Raw genomic sequence first — 16,194 nt, forward strand, 5'->3', positions numbered from 1 at the left:
GGTGTTCACCGAGGCTTCTGCGCGGCCCGGGCCTGGATCAATGCGCCTTTGTTGCAGTCTGACCGACTGGAACCCACATTGATCCGGGGGGTGGCGGGTGGGTGGGCGGGCCGGGGGGGTTGGTGGCGGGGCGGCGGGTCGGCGGGTGAGTGGGTTGGCTTGTGGACATACGACAACGGGCGACCCTCCGAAGAGGATCGCCCGTTGTGTGGAGCTGTGAAACTTACTCGCTGTCGCTGTCTCCGGCGGCCTTGGCCAGATCGACCGGGACCTCGTCAGGGACGATGATGGCTTTCTTCTCGCCGCGGAACGTGAACTTCGCGTCCTCGCCTGCGCCTTCGCCGTCCCAGTTCTCGACGTCGACCAGGATGATCTGGCCGGCTTCGATTTCGCCGAAGAGGATCTTCTCCGACAACGCGTCCTCGATCTCGCGCTGGATGGTGCGACGCAGTGGCCGCGCACCCAGGACGGGGTCGAATCCACGCTTGGCCAGCAACGACTTGGCCTTCTCGGTGACCTCGATCGCCATGTCCTTGTTCTTGAGCGCACCTTCGACTCGGTTGAGCATGAGATCGACCATCTGGATGATCTCGTCTCGCGTGAGCTGGTGGAACACGACGATGTCGTCGATGCGGTTCAGGAACTCGGGGCGGAAGTGCTTCTTCAGCTCGTCGTTGACCTTGAGCTTCATCCGCTCGTAGTTCGAGCCGGTGCCTTCACCCGAGGAGAAGCCGAGTCCGACTGCCTTCGAGATGTCCGAGGTACCGAGGTTCGAGGTGAAGATCAGCACGGTGTTCTTGAAGTCGACCGTGCGTCCCTGTCCATCGGTCAGGCGACCGTCTTCGAGGACCTGCAACAGAGTGTTGTAGATCTCCGAGTGGGCCTTCTCGATCTCGTCGAACAGCACGACGGAGAACGGCTTGCGGCGGACCTTCTCGGTGAGCTGGCCACCCTCTTCGTATCCGACGTATCCGGGAGGAGCACCGAACAGGCGCGACGCGGTGAAGCGGTCGTGGAACTCGCCCATGTCGATCTGGATGAGTGCGTCGTCCTCGCCGAACAGGAAGTTCGCGAGAGCCTTCGACAGCTCGGTCTTACCGACACCGGACGGGCCGGCGAAGATGAACGAGCCCGACGGACGCTTCGGGTCCTTCAGACCTGCACGGGTACGACGGATCGCCTTGGAGACGGCCTTGACTGCCTCGACCTGGCCGATGATCCGCTTGTGCAGCTCGTCCTCCATGCGGAGCAGACGGGTGGTCTCCTCCTCGGTGAGCTTGAAGACGGGGATGCCGGTCCAGTTGCCCAGAACCTCGGCGATCTGCTCGTCGTCGACCTCGGCGATGACGTCGAGGTCACCGGAACGCCACTGCTTCTCCCGCTCGGCGCGCTGACCGACGAGGGTCTTTTCCTTGTCGCGCAGGTTCGCAGCCTTCTCGAAGTCCTGTGCGTCGATGGCCGATTCCTTCTCCCGGCGTGCGTCGGCGATCTTGTCGTCGAACTCACGCAGGTCTGGCGGCGCGGTCATCCGGCGGATGCGCATCCGCGCGCCCGCCTCGTCGATCAGGTCGATTGCCTTGTCGGGCAGGAACCGATCGTTGATGTACCGGTCGGCCAGAGTGGCGGCAGCGACGAGTGCACCGTCGGTGATCGAGACGCGGTGGTGAGCCTCGTAGCGATCGCGCAGACCCTTGAGGATCTCGATGGTGTGCTCGACGGTCGGCTCGCCGACCTGGACGGGCTGGAAACGACGCTCGAGTGCGGCGTCCTTCTCGATGTACTTGCGGTATTCGTCGAGTGTGGTGGCACCGATGGTCTGCAGTTCGCCACGAGCCAACTTCGGCTTGAGGATCGACGCAGCGTCGATGGCACCTTCGGCGGCACCTGCGCCGACGAGCGTGTGCAGCTCGTCGATGAACAGGATGATGTCGCCGCGGGTGTTGATCTCCTTGAGCACCTTCTTCAGGCGCTCCTCGAAGTCACCGCGGTAACGGCTGCCGGCCACGAGCGAGCCGAGGTCGAGAGTGTAGAGCTGCTTGTCCTTGAGCGTCTCGGGAACCTCGCCGTTGACGATGGCCTGAGCGAGGCCTTCGACGACCGCGGTCTTACCGACACCGGGTTCACCGATCAGAACAGGGTTGTTCTTCGTACGACGCGACAGCACCTGCATGACGCGCTCGATTTCCTTCGCGCGACCGATGACCGGGTCGAGCTTGCCTTCGAGCGCGGCCTGGGTGAGGTTGCGTCCGAACTGGTCGAGAACCAGTGACGTCGACGGGGTACCTGCCTCGCCGCGGCCGCTGCCGCTCTCGGACGGTTCCTTGCCCTGGTAACCGGACAGCAGCTGGATGACCTGCTGGCGTACCCGGTTGAGGTCGGCTCCGAGCTTGACAAGAACCTGAGCTGCGACGCCTTCGCCTTCGCGGATCAGGCCGAGCAGGATGTGCTCGGTGCCGATGTAGTTGTGGCCGAGCTGCAGTGCTTCACGCAGACTGAGCTCGAGTACTTTCTTGGCGCGCGGGGTGAACGGGATGTGACCGGACGGAGCCTGCTGGCCCTGGCCGATGATCTCCTCGACCTGGCTGCGTACTCCTTCGAGGGAGATGCCCAGCGACTCGAGAGACTTGGCGGCGACGCCTTCGCCCTCGTGGATGAGGCCGAGCAGAATGTGCTCCGTGCCGATGTAGTTGTGGTTGAGCATCCGGGCTTCTTCTTGAGCCAAGACGACAACACGCCGCGCGCGATCGGTGAACCTCTCGAACATCGCTCTCCCTCACTTCTTGGTGGGTGGTAGCTCGCCCACCAGTTCTTCTAGCGCCGCAGTGTCCATACGCTGAGGTCGCTTGTGCATTTGAAGGTAAGACTGGTTCTCACTGTAGTTGGCCGACGTTACGAACGCCGACCCTCCACCCCTGAAATGCTGCGCAACCGCCCGCGAATACGGACTGCCTTGCCTGCTTACTGTTCATAACGCAGGCACTATGCAAAACGTTTCCCATTCGATGTCCGCTGCTGGCGAACAGCGCTCTACCTACCGATCAGGCCTGCGACGGCTTGACGATCGGAAACAGGATCGTTTCTCGGATACCCAGCCCGGTCAACGCCATCAGCAGACGGTCGATTCCCATACCGGTTCCGGTGGTCGGCGGCATTCCCTGTTCCATGGCGGCAAGGAAGTCCTCGTCGAGCACCATCGCCTCGTCGTCGCCTGCGGCAGCCTGACGCGCCTGGTCCTCGAAGCGCTCGCGCTGGATGATCGGGTCGATCAGCTCCGAGTAGCCGGTCGCCAGCTCGAATCCGCGGACGTAGAGATCCCACTTCTCGGTGACGCCCGGCTTGCTGCGGTGCTGACGCGTCAGCGGCGACGTCTCGACGGGGAAATCACGGACGAACGTCGGTTCGGTCAATGCGTCGCCCACCTGGTGTTCCCACAGTTCCTCGACGAGCTTGCCGTGGCCGTAGATCGGGACGCCGTCCTTGCGCGGCACGTCCAGCCCGACCTTGTCGGCGATCGCGAGCAGTTCGTCGACGGTGGTCTCGGGGGTGACGTCGAATCCGAGCGACTCCGACAACGACGGGTACATCTCGAGCGTCGTCCATTCGCCGCCGAGGTCGTAGGAGGTGCCGTCGGGCAGGGTGACCACGGTGGATCCGAGCGCGGCCACCGCCACTTCCTGGACGAGCTCACGTGTCATCTTCGCCGAGTCGTCGTACGTGCCGTAGGCCTCGTAGGTTTCGAGCATCGCGAATTCCGGCGAGTGCGAGGAGTCCGCACCTTCGTTACGGAAGTTGCGGTTGATTTCGAAGACCTTCTCGATGCCGCCGACGACGCAGCGCTTGAGGAACAGTTCCGGCGCGATGCGTAGGTACAGGTCCGTGTCCATCGCATTGGAATGGGTGACGAACGGCCGGGCCGCGGCACCGCCGTGCAGCGTCTGCAGCATCGGGGTCTCGACCTCGAGGAAACCGCGACGCTCGAGTGCGTTGCGAAGTTCACGAACGACGGCGATGCGCTTGCGGGCGGTCTCTCGGGCCTCCGGACGCGTGATCAGATCCAGGTAACGCTGCCGAATACGCGTCTCTTCGCTGAGCTCCTTGTGCGCGACGGGCAACGGCCGCAACGACTTCGACGCGATCTGCCATGCGTCGGCCATTACCGAGAGCTCCCCGCGACGAGAGCTGATGACCTCGCCGTGCACGAACACGAAGTCACCGAGGTCGACGTCTGCTTTCCAGGCTGCGAGGGCGTCCTCCCCGACACCCGCCAGGCTGATCATGGCTTGGAGTTGGGTGCCGTCACCCTCCTGCAGTGTGGCGAAGCACAGCTTGCCGGTGTTACGGACGAAGATGACTCGGCCTACGACTCCCACGATCAGGCCGGTCGTCGTGTCGGCTTCGAGCTCGGGAAACTCGGTGCGAATCTCGAGCAGCGAATGGGTCCGCGGAACCGACACCGGATACGCCTCGACCCCGCGCTCGAGCAACGCAGCGCGCTTGGCGCGACGAATCCGTAGCTGCTCCGGGGTGTCGTCGGCCGGCTGGGTAGAAGCTGTATCACTCACGCGCACACACTTTACAGTCCGAGACTGTCGGGACGATCAGTGCGCTGCGACGGCCTCGGCCTCGCGAACGCAGTGCTTGGCCTGCGTCAACACCCCGAGCAGCCCTGCCGACTTCAGTGCCTGATAGCCGCCGACCAGATCGGTGGCCTTGTGCAGACCCAACAGCTTGAGCGACGCCGCCGCGAGCGAGGAGGTGTAGCCCTCGGAGCAGATGACGATCCACTCGACGTCGTGGTCGGTGGCGATCGCCAGCCGGGCGTCACTGGTGGGATCCAAACGCCATTCCAGGACGTTGCGTTCGATGGCCAGCGCGCCCGGCAGCGTTCCTTCGACGGCGCGCTGGGCCTGCGGGCGAATGTCGATCACGACGGCACCGCGGTCGACCGCGTCGCGCAGTTCGAAGACGGTGATGCGATCGATGGTCTCGCGAGCGGATTCGAGCATTTCGACGATGGTCATCTCGTGGCCTTCTCGGGTTCGGCGGTGAGCTCGCTGCGGGTACGACGCAGCGTCGACCGCTCGGTCACTTCGTAGTACGACATCGCCGTCAGCGGCGGTGAGTAGGCGTGCACGCTGAGGGTGGGACCGGGCGTGGCGGAGGACGGACTGTGCATCACGTCGTGCACCCACCCCAACGGGAACGACGCCTGGTCACCCGCCTCCAGATGACGCTGCTTCAATTCGGTTCCAGCCCAGCGATATTCGAGCAACGATCCGCTCAGGACTGTCAACGCACCGAGCGAGCCGGCATGATCGTGCAGTTCCGTGGACCGATCGGGAACCCAGCTGATCAACCAGACGTCGAGATCGTCGTCCGAGTGCAGACGAGTGGCCCAGCGCTCGTCGGTCGGCCACCGCCCACCGCCGGGAAGCAGGTGGTCGAAACGCCCCTCGAGGACGTCCGATGCGCCCTGATCGGTGATGCGTAGCAGGTCGGGTGGACGAAGCCGCGTCGGCAACGTCGAGACCGACCGCGAGGTCGATCGGGGTCGGGTGGGTACAGAAAATACAGGTGTGGAAAGCATGAAGCTCTACTCCAGGGGTGTGTAACGAACGAGGCAGCGGTCAGCCTCGACAACACTCCTGGGTGGCCATGCACGTCATCACGCCGACGATTCTGACACACGAACGCCGGTTGCGCTAGCGCTGGTTCGAAACGGTCAGCGCGAAACCCTCAGCGCGGGCGCCGCTTTGCCATGTTGCGTTCGTAGACGAGGCGTAGCCCTTCGAGCGTCAGGTCCGGTTCGTGGTGCTCGATGGTCGTCGACTCGGGCAGGATCAGCGCAGCGATGTCTCCGGTACCGATGACCGCGACGTCGGTGCCTTTGACCTCGGGCACCTCACGTCTGATGCGTCCGACGAGTCCGTCCACCAGGCCGGCGAAACCGAAGATGGTGCCTGCTTGGATGCACTCGACGGTGTTCTTTCCCAGCACCGACCGCGGCCGCACCATCTCGACCTCACGCAGCGTTGCGGTGCGAGTCGACATGGCCGAGGCCGAGATTTCGAGACCGGGCGCGATCGCTCCGCCGAGGAACTCGCCCTTGGCCGAGACGACGTCGACACACGTGGTCGTGCCGAAATCCACGACGATGCACGCCGAGTCGTACAGGTCATGCGCGGCAAGGGTATTGACGATACGGTCGGCACCGACCTCTTTGGGATTGTCCACCAGCAGCGGAACCCCGGTCCGCACACCGGGTTCGACCACCACGTGCACCACGTGATCCCAGTAGCGCACGAGCATCGTCCGCATCTCGCGCAGCACGGACGGCACCGTGGACAGAGCCGTCACCCCGGTGATCTGCTCGGCCTGTTCACCCAACAGCCCGCGCAACATGAACGCCAGCTCGTCCGCCGTCACATGGGGATCGGTACGAATACGCCAGTCGCGCAGCAGTTTCGAGTGATCCCCGGTGCCGGTGAAGAGCCCGACCACCGTGCTGGTGTTGCGTACATCGATTGCGAGAAGCATCGAGTCAGACCAGCACGGAATCGGCCCGCAGATCGCGCGGCGTGATCAGGCCCGAACCGGCGGGCGCATGAGCCGGGTCGCTGCCGAGCTCGACCGGCCGGTTCTTGTCGTCGACGAACACCACCCGTGGCGAGTAGTCGGCAACCTCCTGCTCGTTCATGACCCCGTAGGCGATCAGGATGACCAGATCGCCCGGGTTCACCAGATGCGCTGCGGCCCCATTGATTCCGATGACGCCACTGCCCCGCTCACCGGTGATCACGTAGGTCTCGAGCCTCGCACCGTTGTCGATGTCGACGATGGTGACCTGCTCGCCTTCGAGCAGATCGGCCGCTTCCATCAGCTCCTGATCGACGGTCACCGAGCCCACGTAGTGCAGATCGGCATGCGTGACGGTGGCGCGATGGATCTTGGACTTCATCATCGTTCGAAACATTGTGTCACTCTCCACTTTTGGGATCGTCGGGGTATTCGAGAAAGCCCGTGCCGACGGCGACACCGACGTTGTCGATCAATCTCGTGGTGCCCACCTTGGCGGCCACGAGCAGCCTGCCGTCTCCCCGTTCGGGAGCGGGCCCGAGGTGCGGGTCTCGCACTTCGAGGTAGTCGACCTGCACCAGAGGTGCCTCGTCGAGCACGGCGCGCGCGGTGGCGATGATCGCCTCCGGGCCACCGGCAGCGGCGTGCGCCCCGGCCACGAGTGCCGCCGACAACGCCATTGCAGCGTCACGCTGCTCGGCATCGAGATACCTGTTGCGCGAGGACAGCGCCAGACCGTCCTGCTCACGGACCGTCGGGACTCCGATGACCGCGACGTCGAAGTTCAGGTCTCGCACCATCTGACGAATCAGTGTCAGCTGCTGGTAATCCTTCTCCCCGAAGTACGCCCGATGCGGAGCCGCAATCTGCAGCAGCTTGGCCACGACAGTGAGCATTCCCGCGAAATGCGTTGGTCTGCTGGCACCTTCGAGTTCACTACCGAGCGGGCCGGGATGGATCGTGGTGCGCGGCCCGGACGGGTACATGTCCGACGCGGACGGCGCGAATACCAGTTCCACGCCCTCACCGCGGAGCAGTTCGACATCGGCGTCGAGGGTTCGCGGATAGGCGTCGAGGTCCTCCCCCACGCCGAACTGCAGTGGATTGACGAAGATCGACACGATCACGACCGCGCCGGTGAGCTTCGCCTGGCGCACCAACTGCAGGTGTCCGGCATGCAGCGCACCCATGGTCGGCACCAGAGCAACTTGCTTGCCGACGCCACGTAGGGCCTTGGACACCGACGTGATCACCGCGGGATCGTGGTGAACCGTCAACTGTCCCTTCGTGTAGCTGCCCGCGAGGGTCATTGCTTCCCTTCCAGAATATCGATCAGATCGGCTGCGGCACCGATACGTTGGGCGGACCGCAGCGACAGCGCTCGGTAGCCGGCGGCGATCCGCGGATCCACGGCCTCGAGCACCTCGAGGTGTTTGCCGACAGCCGCAGTATCGCCTCGGGCCACCGGGCCGGTGAGCGCCGATTGTCCGTTGCGCAACACATTGTCCAGTGCAGCTTCGAGCAGCGGAGCCAGAACGCGCTCGGGCACACCACGTTCGGCGTCGGATCCAGGAAAACCCGGACCGGCCAACGCAACTCGCAGCGCCTCGACAGCGTCGACCACCAACGTGACGAGGTGATTGCTGCCGTGGGCCAACGCCGCGTGGTAGAGCGCCCGGTTGTTCTCGGGCACGTGGACCGGCTCACCGCCGATCTCGAGGACGAGAGCTTGGGCCACCGCGTAACCGATCTCGTCGCCCGCGGTGATGCCGAAACATGCGGCCGCCATCCGGTCGGTGTCCTCGGCTCCGCCGCTGAAGGTCATCGCCGGATGTATCGCCAACGGCACCGCGCCCAGCGCGGCCAACGGCTCCAGTACTGCAACTCCGTTCGCGCCGGAGGTGTGCGCCACCAACTTGCCCGGCGCGACCGCCCCGGTCGCTGCGAGACCGGCGACGATCGAGGCCAGTTCGTAGTCCGGTACTGCCAGGATCAGCAGTTCGGCGCGACGTGCAACCTCGTCGACAGGCAGAATCTGCGACTCGGGCAATCGATCACGTACTCGCGCGATGGATGCGTCCGATACCGCGGCGGCACCGACGACAACGTGTCCGACGCGTTCGAGCGCCTCACCGAATGCCGTACCGACCCGACCGGCGGAGACGACACCCACGGTCAAGCGAGCCGGAGACAGACCACCAGTGAACCCTGATGAGGTCACCGAAATTTTCCTCTCGTTCGTTCCAGTCCCGCTCTGCGGGTACCAGACGTCCTGCAGGGAACAATAGCGACAGCGGCACCGAACGTGCCATGGGAAACCGGTGTGATCTGGTTCTCAGTCTGCGCGACGGCGACGGCGACGTGTGCCGGCGTCGGTGGTCGTCGTGTCGGCCGAATCGCCGCCCGCCAGCCCGGCCATGATCTCGGCCACGGAACGGCCGTTGGAGTGCGCGCCGGACGCCTCCTCGGTGGATTCGGCGCGCCTGCGTCCGCGTCGCGGTGCATCGACCGTCTCCTCGGCAGGCGTGTCGTCGACGCGGTCGGCTGCGAAGAACGCATCGGCCGAATCTCGCAGCGAGCGGCGAGACTCCGGATACGTGGCCGCATCGTCGGCCGATTCGGACTCGGGGGCCTGCTGGGGCTGGGCCTCCTCGACCGCTTCGGCGTCCTCTACCGTTGCTGATTCGGCCGGTTCGGATTCGGCGGCGGGTCGACGCGTCTGCTCGAAGTTGTAGGCGGTGAACGGCGAGGTGGGCGGGCTCACCCGACCGGCCGGCCTCGGTGCCCCGTAGGGGCGAGCCTGCGCGGCCGGCGGCTCGGCGCGGTCGTCCTGCCCGGCATCGGTGACGTCGTCGTACCCCTCGGGTGCAGCACCCTGCTCGGCAGACGCGTCCTGTGCGTACCTGGAATCGAGGTCCGGTGCCGCCGTCGCGCGGGGCATTTCGTCCGGATCCTCGGGATAGACCACCGACGTCTCGGCGGTGACCGGCTCGTCGTAGGGCGTACCGACGCCGTTGAAGCCGGGGCCTGCGGGTCCGTTGCCGTTGCCGCCGCCTCGGACGTACAGCCCGGACGGGGCGGGCTGATAGCTGTCGTATCCGCGGCCGCCGAGTTCCTGCATCCGCATTGCCTCGGCCCGCAGTGCGACCCGTTCGGTCGGCAGATTGCCCTCGAAGAGCACCTGCAAGTTCTGGCGAAGCGCGGCCAGTTCGTTACGCAGCGCGGCGACCTCGTCCGATTCCAACCGCGTTTCGTTGCGCACCCGGGCTTCGACGCTCATCTCGTACTCGCGTCGAGCCGAGATCTCGCGGGCGAGCTGCAGTTCGTAGACGGTCTGTAAGTCCTTGGCCTTGGTCTGATCCGCGGCCGCTTCCCTGCGGTACTTCGTCATCGCGAACGCACCGATTACCGCGGCCCACAGCGCTGAGAGCACCCCGACGCGCATCCACTGAACGCTCTCGCTGAACAACAACAACACGCTGGCGACGATGCCGAACACGACGAGCGCCGCAAGGAACAGCTGGCTCGCACTACGCCGCTTTCGGCGTCCCTTCTTGGCGCGAGTCTGATCTGTCATGTTCTCAAGGGTAACCGGCCTGTCGGTCGCATCCGCTCATCCCCGACCGATCACGTACACAACGAAGGTAACGATCGAGGGACGGATACGTTATCGGGAGCGCTCGTCGTCCCGATCTTCCGGGGTGCGGCAGCACTGCTCGAGCCACACCGCGGCGGCGACGACGGCCAGGCCCGCGACGAGGGCCACGATCGCTCCGGCTCGGTCCGCCGACGCCGCTCGCACTGTCGCCGCTCGCGGCAGCACGTACACCAGGAAGCCGACGCACACCCCCACCAGAGCGGTTCCCACCAGCAACGACGCCTTCGCCAACACCAGCGCCCGGAAGACCGTCAACGGATGCAGGTCGTGCAGACCGGTACCCACTCGATGCTCGGCGATGCGGTTGCGGACGATCACCGCGGTCACCACTTCCACCACCGCGACCAGATACAGCGACGCTCCGGCGTACACCGGGATCGGCGGAAACGAACCGTAGAAAACCCGCACCAGCAGCCACGTGCCCACGGCGGCGATCAGAAACAAACCCAAGACATCCCAGATCTTGGTGGGATTGGTCACCACAGTCGATCACCGTCGTCGTCGAGACGGACGACTCCCGCTCGCTCGTCCGTACTCAGACGCTCGAGCAGCTCGGATATCGGCACGTCCGCCCCGTCGACCCGAAGAGTGGCGTCGGGCTCGACGTCCAGCCACGGCAGCAGCACGAACGCGCGCTCGTGCGCACGGGGATGGGGAAGAATCAGGCGAGGGTCCTCGCTGATGACGTCGTCGCACACGATCACGTCGACGTCGAGGCTGCGCGGACCCCATCGCTGCACTCGAACGCGGTCCGCTGCCTCCTCGAGTTGCTGCGCCAGACGCAGCCAGTCCCACGGGCCGTAGGCATCGTCCTCGGCCACCACGATACCGTTGAGGAAGTCCTGCTGCTCGACGCCGCCCCACGGAGCAGATCGATGAACGGCCGAGCACGCCACCACGCGCGAACCCAATTCTGTTGTGACAGAACGCAAGTGGCTCATGGAGTCGCCGATGTTGCTGCCGATCGACAGCACTGCCCGGCTCATTTTCGCTCCCGATAGGCCACCACGGCCACGTCCCCGAACGTCAGGGGAATGGGAGCCGACGGCTTGTGCAGCACCACCTCCACCGCGTCGACCCGGGTGTCGTAGCTGAGCACCACCTCGGCGATCTCGGCGGAGACCGTCTCGATCAGGTCCCGGGACGGGCCCGCTACCACCGCCGCGGCACGTTCGGCCAGCTCACCGTAGTGCAGCGTCCGAGTCAGATCGTCGGTCTCGGCCGCGGGAGAGAGATCCATCCAGACGGTGATGTCGACGACGAAATCCTGGCCGTCTCGCTTCTCGAAGTCGAAGACCCCGTGATTGCCGCGGACGGTCAGCCCGCGCAATTCGATGCGGTCACCGCGACGAGTCCCTGCAGCGGCACTGTTGATCTCGCTCATGCGAGACCACCCTGCCATGCCCGTACGACGGCCACCGCGTCGAGTGACGACCGGACGTCGTGCACCCGTACTCCCCACGCGCCGCCGGCGACTGCGAGGGCCGAGACGACGGCCGTCGCGATCTCTCGGCCGTCCGGTGGACGCGGTGAACCGTCGGGTTCTGCGAGGAGCGAGCCCAGAAATCGTTTCCGGGATGCACCCACCAGAACCGGGAAACCGGATTGCACCAGGGTGGGCAGTCCGCGCAACAGCTGCCAATTGTGTTCGGCGTTCTTGGCGAATCCGAGGCCAGGGTCCAGCACGATCCGCGACGCGTCGACCCCGGCGCTCACTGCGTGGTCGACCTGCTCGAGCAGTTCGCGGCGGACGTCGGCGACCACGTCGTCGTAATGATCGGCCGGACCCGTGTGCCGGAACGTCGAGTCGGCGGCCCGCCAATGCATCAGGATCCACGGCAGCCCGCCGTGCGCGACCACACCGGCCATCGCGGGGTCGGCTCGACCGCCCGAGACGTCGTTGACGATCGACACCCCGGCCTCGATCGCCGCAGCGGCGACATGTGCGCGCATCGTGTCGACACTGGTGCTCACGCCTTCGGCGGCCAACGCCGAGATGACCGGCACGACCCGCTGTACCTCGACCGACGGGTCGACGCGGTCTGCCCCGGGGCGTGTGGACTCCCCACCGACGTCGACGATGTCGACTCCCAGCCGATGCATCTCCAGACCGTGTTCGACGGCCGCGTCGACGTCGAGGTAGCGACCGCCGTCGGAGAACGAATCGGCCGTGACGTTCAGAACGCCCATGACGATGGGCGCAGGGGGAACGGAGTGCGCGAGAATCATCGCGATCGGACCGGAACCGTCATTTCCGGAGGATCAGGTCCAGGGCTTCCGAACGCGATGCCGCGCTGGACTGCAGCAGACCCCGGACCGCCGAGGTGGTGGTGCTGGCACCGGGCTTGCGGATACCGCGCATCGCCATGCACAGGTGCTCGGCCTCGATCACGACGATCGCACCGCGTGGGTCGAGCTTGCGCATCAACGCGTCGGCGATCTGGCTGGTCAACCGCTCCTGGACCTGGGGACGCTTGGCGTACATGTCCACTACCCGAGCCAGCTTCGACAGGCCGGTTACCTTGCCGCTCTTGCCGGGGATGTACCCCACGTGAGCGACGCCGTGGAACGAGACCAGGTGGTGTTCGCACGTGGAGTACATCGGGATGTCGCGAACCAGCACCAGTTCCTGGTGGCCTTCGTCGAAGGTCGTGTTCAGCGCGGTGTCCGGATCGGTGTAGAGGCCGGCAAAAATCTCGCGGTAGGAGCGGGCGACGCGAGCCGGGGTATCGAGGAGACCCGGGCGATCGGGATCCTCACCGACGGCGATCAGCAACTCGCGTACCGCAGCCTCCGCACGAGGCTGGTCGAACACCGCGCCCGTGGCGTAGGCCACCGGCTCCGTGATTCCCTGCTGCGGCACGGCGGATTGCACGGCTGCTGGGACTTCTGCCGAGTCGCCTGTCGACTCGTCGGTCCGATTGACTGACACGAGAACATACCTCCGGTTGGGCTCCGCGGATGTGACAGCTGGGCGGGCGGGCTGCTCGGTGTGAACGGCTCGCCGGCGGACAACAGCACGGGTTCGAAACGACGTACTGGGTCGACCGTGACGGTCGACCCAGTCAGCCTAATGATCGGACTAGCGGTGCGAGCCGCCCGGTCCTTCCCACCGTTGGGTGCGTGGGCCGGCGTCGCCGTCGTCGTTTCCGTGACCGTCGCCGTGCTCACCCTGCTGCGACTCCTCCGACGAACCATGAGCGGGTCGATCGTCTCCGGGCAGCGGGTAGTTGTGCGAGCTTTCCGGTACCTCCCACGTGGGAGTCGACTCCGGCGCCCCCTCGGAATTCTCGCCGTAGGGAGGCTCGTGCCGGGATGTGCGACCGTGCTCCCCGGAGTCCGGCCGGAACGGATCCGGCTGGTACTGCGGCGGCTGATACGACTGCTGCAGCTGCTGCGGGTCGTACGACTGCTGCGGCTGGGGCGGCTGGTAGGACTGCGGCTGCTGGTACGTCGGATGCTGACGGTAGCCCTGATCCGAGTCCTGCTCACGCGGCGGCTGATTCTGAGCCGGCGGCGTGGACGGACCTTGGTAGCGCGGCACCTGCGGCTGATCGCGCGGCGGCCAGCCGGGTGCCGACCAGCCGGCTGGAGCGCCGTAATCAGGGCCCGAGCCATTGGGACCCGGTCGAGGCTCGGGCCGGCGATAGCCCTCGGAGTATCCGCCGCCCGTGGTCGGCCCGCCGTAGCTTCCATTGGCAGGACCGCCGTTGGTAGCGCCGTTGTAGCCGCCGCCATTGTAGCCGCCGCCATTGTTGTTGCCGCCGTTGTTGTTACCGCCGTTGTTGTTACCGCCGTTGTAGTCGCCGGGGGCAGGCGCGCTACGTCGACCGGCACCCGTGTTGGGTCCCAGCTCGCCTATGCCGGGTGCGCCGTTGTAGCCGTTCTGCTGCCCACCCTTGGTCAGCTGCGGCGAACCGGCGTAGCTGGGCTGCGGAAACTGTTGCGGCGGAAGCTGTTTCGGGGCCGGCGGCACCGGAGGCCACGGCTCGCCACGCTCGGCGGCGAGTTCGCGAGGAGTCTTGACCGGCGGCTTGTCCGACGGCTTACGATCTCCGAAGTCGTTGAACAGCGTGATGCGTGGACGCTTGGTGACGCTGTGGAAGATCTTCTCGAGGTCCTTGCGGGTGAGCGTCTCACGTTCGAGCAGCTCGGAGGCGAGGGTGTCGAGCAGATCGCGGTACTCGTTGAGGATGGCCCACGCCTCGGTGTGCGCGGCCTCGATGAGCTTGCGCACCTCCTCGTCGATCTCGCGTGCGACCTCGTGCGAGAAGTCGGACTGCTGACCCATCGAACGACCGAGGAACGGGTCGCCCTGTTCTTGTCCGTAGCGAACGGCACCGAGCTTGCTGCTCATGCCGTACTCGGTGACCATCGCGCGGGCGATCTTGGTTGCCTGGTCGATGTCCGAGGACGCTCCGGTGGTCGGCTCGTGGAACACGAGCTCTTCCGCGGCACGTCCACCCATGGCCATCACCAGGCGCGCGATCATCTCCGACCGCGTCATCAGGCCCTTGTCGTCCTCGGGCACCGTCATCGCGTGACCGCCGGTGCGGCCGCGCGCGAGGATGGTCACCTTGTAGACGGGCTCGATATCGGGCATCGCCCACGCAGCGAGTGTGTGTCCACCCTCGTGGTACGCGGTGATCTTGCGCTCGTGCTCGCTGATGATGCGGCTCTTGCGTCGCGGACCACCGACGACGCGATCGACGGATTCTTCGAGCGACGCCTCGGTGATGACGGTGCCGTTCTCGCGAGCGGTGAGCAGCGCCGCTTCGTTGATGACGTTGGCCAGGTCTGCACCCGACATTCCGACGGTTCGCTTGGCCAGACCTTCGAGGTCGGCATCCTGCGCAACGGGCTTGCCGGCCGAGTGCACCTTGAGGATCGCTCGACGGCCGGCCAGGTCGGGGGCACCGACCGGGATCTGACGGTCGAAGCGGCCCGGACGCAGCAGGGCAGGGTCGAGGATGTCAGGCCGGTTCGTTGCGGCGATGAGGATGACCCCGGTGCGCTCACCGAAGCCGTCCATCTCGACGAGCAGCTGGTTGAGCGTCTGCTCGCGCTCGTCGTGTCCGCCGCCCATGCCTGCACCGCGCTGGCGGCCGACAGCGTCGATCTCGTCGACGAAGATGATGCAGGGGCTGTTCTGCTTGGCCTGCTCGAACAGGTCGCGCACGCGGGATGCACCGACGCCGACGAACATCTCGACGAAGTCCGAGCCAGAGATGGTGAAGAACGGGACGCCCGCCTCGCCTGCGACGGCGCGCGCCAGCAGCGTCTTGCCGGTTCCGGGAGGGCCGTACAGCAGGACGCCGCGCGGAATCTTGGCACCGAGAGCCTGGTAGCGCGCCGGGTTCTGCAAGAAGTCCTTGATCTCGTACAGCTCTTCGACGGCCTCGTCCGCGCCCGCGACATCCGCGAACGTGGTCTTGGGCATGTCTTTGGTGAGCTGCTTGGCCTTGGATTTGCCGAAGCCCATGACACCGCCGCGGCCGCCGCCCTGCATACGGCTCATCACGAAGATGATCACGCCGAGGATCAGCACCATCGGGAGGATGAGCAGCAGGAACGAGCTGAACCAGCTCTCCTGGGTGACGGTGGTGTTGTAGCTGTTCAAGCCCTGCGAATCGACCTTGTCGAAGATCTGCTCGGACGCCGAGTCCGGATACTTCGCAATGATCTGCTTCTCGTTGTCCGTGGCGTCGGAGGCCTCTTTGAGGGTCAGCCGAATCTGCTGCTCACGGTCGTCGATCTGCGCGGATTCGACATTTCGATCGTCGAGCTGGGCGATCGCCACCGAGGTGTCGACCGACGTCCAGTTCCGCGTGTCGTTACCGAAGTAGCTGAAGGCATAGATCACCAACAGAATGCCGAAAACGATGGCGAGATTTCGTATTACTGTCTTCCGATTCATACAGCTTCAGCCGACTCGGCCGTGTCCTTTCAGTCCGCTCCCG

General features: G+C 65.5%; 15 protein-coding genes. All 15 read right to left on the reverse strand.

Annotated elements, in window-relative coordinates:
- Window positions 1-223 precede the first annotated feature (223 nt).
- Window positions 224-2,764, reverse strand: a complete 2,541-nt coding sequence (locus tag E4P29_RS02915) for an ATP-dependent Clp protease ATP-binding subunit (RefSeq protein ID WP_032391346.1) — start codon at window positions 2,762-2,764, stop codon at window positions 224-226.
- Window positions 2,765-3,038: 274 nt separating this feature from the next.
- Entirely contained in the window at window positions 3,039-4,562 is a 1,524-nt protein-coding gene (gene lysS / locus E4P29_RS02920) for a lysine--tRNA ligase (protein ID WP_135041703.1), read from the reverse strand.
- 36 nt (window positions 4,563-4,598) lie between these two features.
- The gene (locus E4P29_RS02925; protein ID WP_135041705.1) at window positions 4,599-5,021 is read right to left on the reverse strand and encodes a rhodanese-like domain-containing protein; all 423 of its coding nucleotides are present in this window, start codon (window positions 5,019-5,021) and stop codon (window positions 4,599-4,601) included.
- Entirely contained in the window at window positions 5,018-5,587 is a 570-nt protein-coding gene (locus E4P29_RS02930; RefSeq protein ID WP_135041707.1) for a cysteine dioxygenase family protein, read from the reverse strand. Before E4P29_RS02930 ends, E4P29_RS02925 begins: the two co-directional genes overlap by 4 nt.
- A 149-nt stretch (window positions 5,588-5,736) precedes the next feature.
- Window positions 5,737-6,537 (reverse strand): type III pantothenate kinase, encoded by an 801-nt coding sequence (locus E4P29_RS02935; protein WP_032373865.1) that lies wholly within the window; start codon window positions 6,535-6,537, stop codon window positions 5,737-5,739.
- Window positions 6,538-6,541: 4 nt separating this feature from the next.
- Window positions 6,542-6,973 carry an aspartate 1-decarboxylase gene (gene panD / locus E4P29_RS02940; RefSeq protein WP_057472908.1) on the reverse strand — a complete coding sequence of 144 codons (432 nt, stop codon included), beginning with the start codon at window positions 6,971-6,973 and terminating at the stop codon, window positions 6,542-6,544.
- 4 nt (window positions 6,974-6,977) lie between these two features.
- Entirely contained in the window at window positions 6,978-7,886 is a 909-nt protein-coding gene (gene panC, locus E4P29_RS02945; RefSeq protein ID WP_135041709.1) for a pantoate--beta-alanine ligase, read from the reverse strand.
- A complete protein-coding gene (locus E4P29_RS02950) occupies window positions 7,883-8,797 on the reverse strand; it encodes a DUF2520 domain-containing protein (protein ID WP_135041711.1) in 915 nt (304 codons plus the stop codon). The genes panC and E4P29_RS02950 overlap by 4 nt, the downstream gene beginning before the upstream one ends.
- Before the next feature lie 114 nt (window positions 8,798-8,911).
- The gene (locus tag E4P29_RS02955; RefSeq protein ID WP_209205272.1) at window positions 8,912-10,153 is read right to left on the reverse strand and encodes a DUF6779 domain-containing protein; all 1,242 of its coding nucleotides are present in this window, start codon (window positions 10,151-10,153) and stop codon (window positions 8,912-8,914) included.
- A 90-nt stretch (window positions 10,154-10,243) separates the two neighbouring features.
- Window positions 10,244-10,714: a DUF3180 domain-containing protein gene (locus E4P29_RS02960; RefSeq protein ID WP_032369421.1), complete on the reverse strand. Its 471-nt coding sequence runs from the start codon at window positions 10,712-10,714 to the stop codon at window positions 10,244-10,246.
- Window positions 10,711-11,220, reverse strand: coding sequence for a 2-amino-4-hydroxy-6-hydroxymethyldihydropteridine diphosphokinase (gene folK / locus E4P29_RS02965; RefSeq protein ID WP_135041713.1), 510 nt, complete (start codon window positions 11,218-11,220; stop codon window positions 10,711-10,713). The genes E4P29_RS02960 and folK overlap by 4 nt, the downstream gene beginning before the upstream one ends.
- Window positions 11,217-11,618 (reverse strand): dihydroneopterin aldolase, encoded by a 402-nt coding sequence (folB, locus tag E4P29_RS02970; protein ID WP_135041714.1) that lies wholly within the window; start codon window positions 11,616-11,618, stop codon window positions 11,217-11,219. The genes folK and folB overlap by 4 nt, the downstream gene beginning before the upstream one ends.
- Entirely contained in the window at window positions 11,615-12,463 is an 849-nt protein-coding gene (folP, locus tag E4P29_RS02975) for a dihydropteroate synthase (protein ID WP_209205273.1), read from the reverse strand. The genes folB and folP overlap by 4 nt, the downstream gene beginning before the upstream one ends.
- A gap of 19 nt (window positions 12,464-12,482) precedes the next feature.
- The gene (folE, locus tag E4P29_RS02980; RefSeq protein WP_045841636.1) at window positions 12,483-13,049 is read right to left on the reverse strand and encodes a GTP cyclohydrolase I FolE; all 567 of its coding nucleotides are present in this window, start codon (window positions 13,047-13,049) and stop codon (window positions 12,483-12,485) included.
- A gap of 267 nt (window positions 13,050-13,316) precedes the next feature.
- On the reverse strand, window positions 13,317-16,151 hold the full coding sequence (ftsH, locus tag E4P29_RS02985; RefSeq protein WP_135041716.1) for an ATP-dependent zinc metalloprotease FtsH: 2,835 nt from the start codon (window positions 16,149-16,151) through the stop codon (window positions 13,317-13,319).
- Window positions 16,152-16,194 lie beyond the last annotated feature (43 nt).

It is taken from the genome of Rhodococcus sp. 1R11, from assembly GCF_004563845.1.
In the GTDB taxonomy this organism is placed as follows: Bacteria; Actinomycetota; Actinomycetes; order Mycobacteriales; family Mycobacteriaceae; genus Rhodococcoides.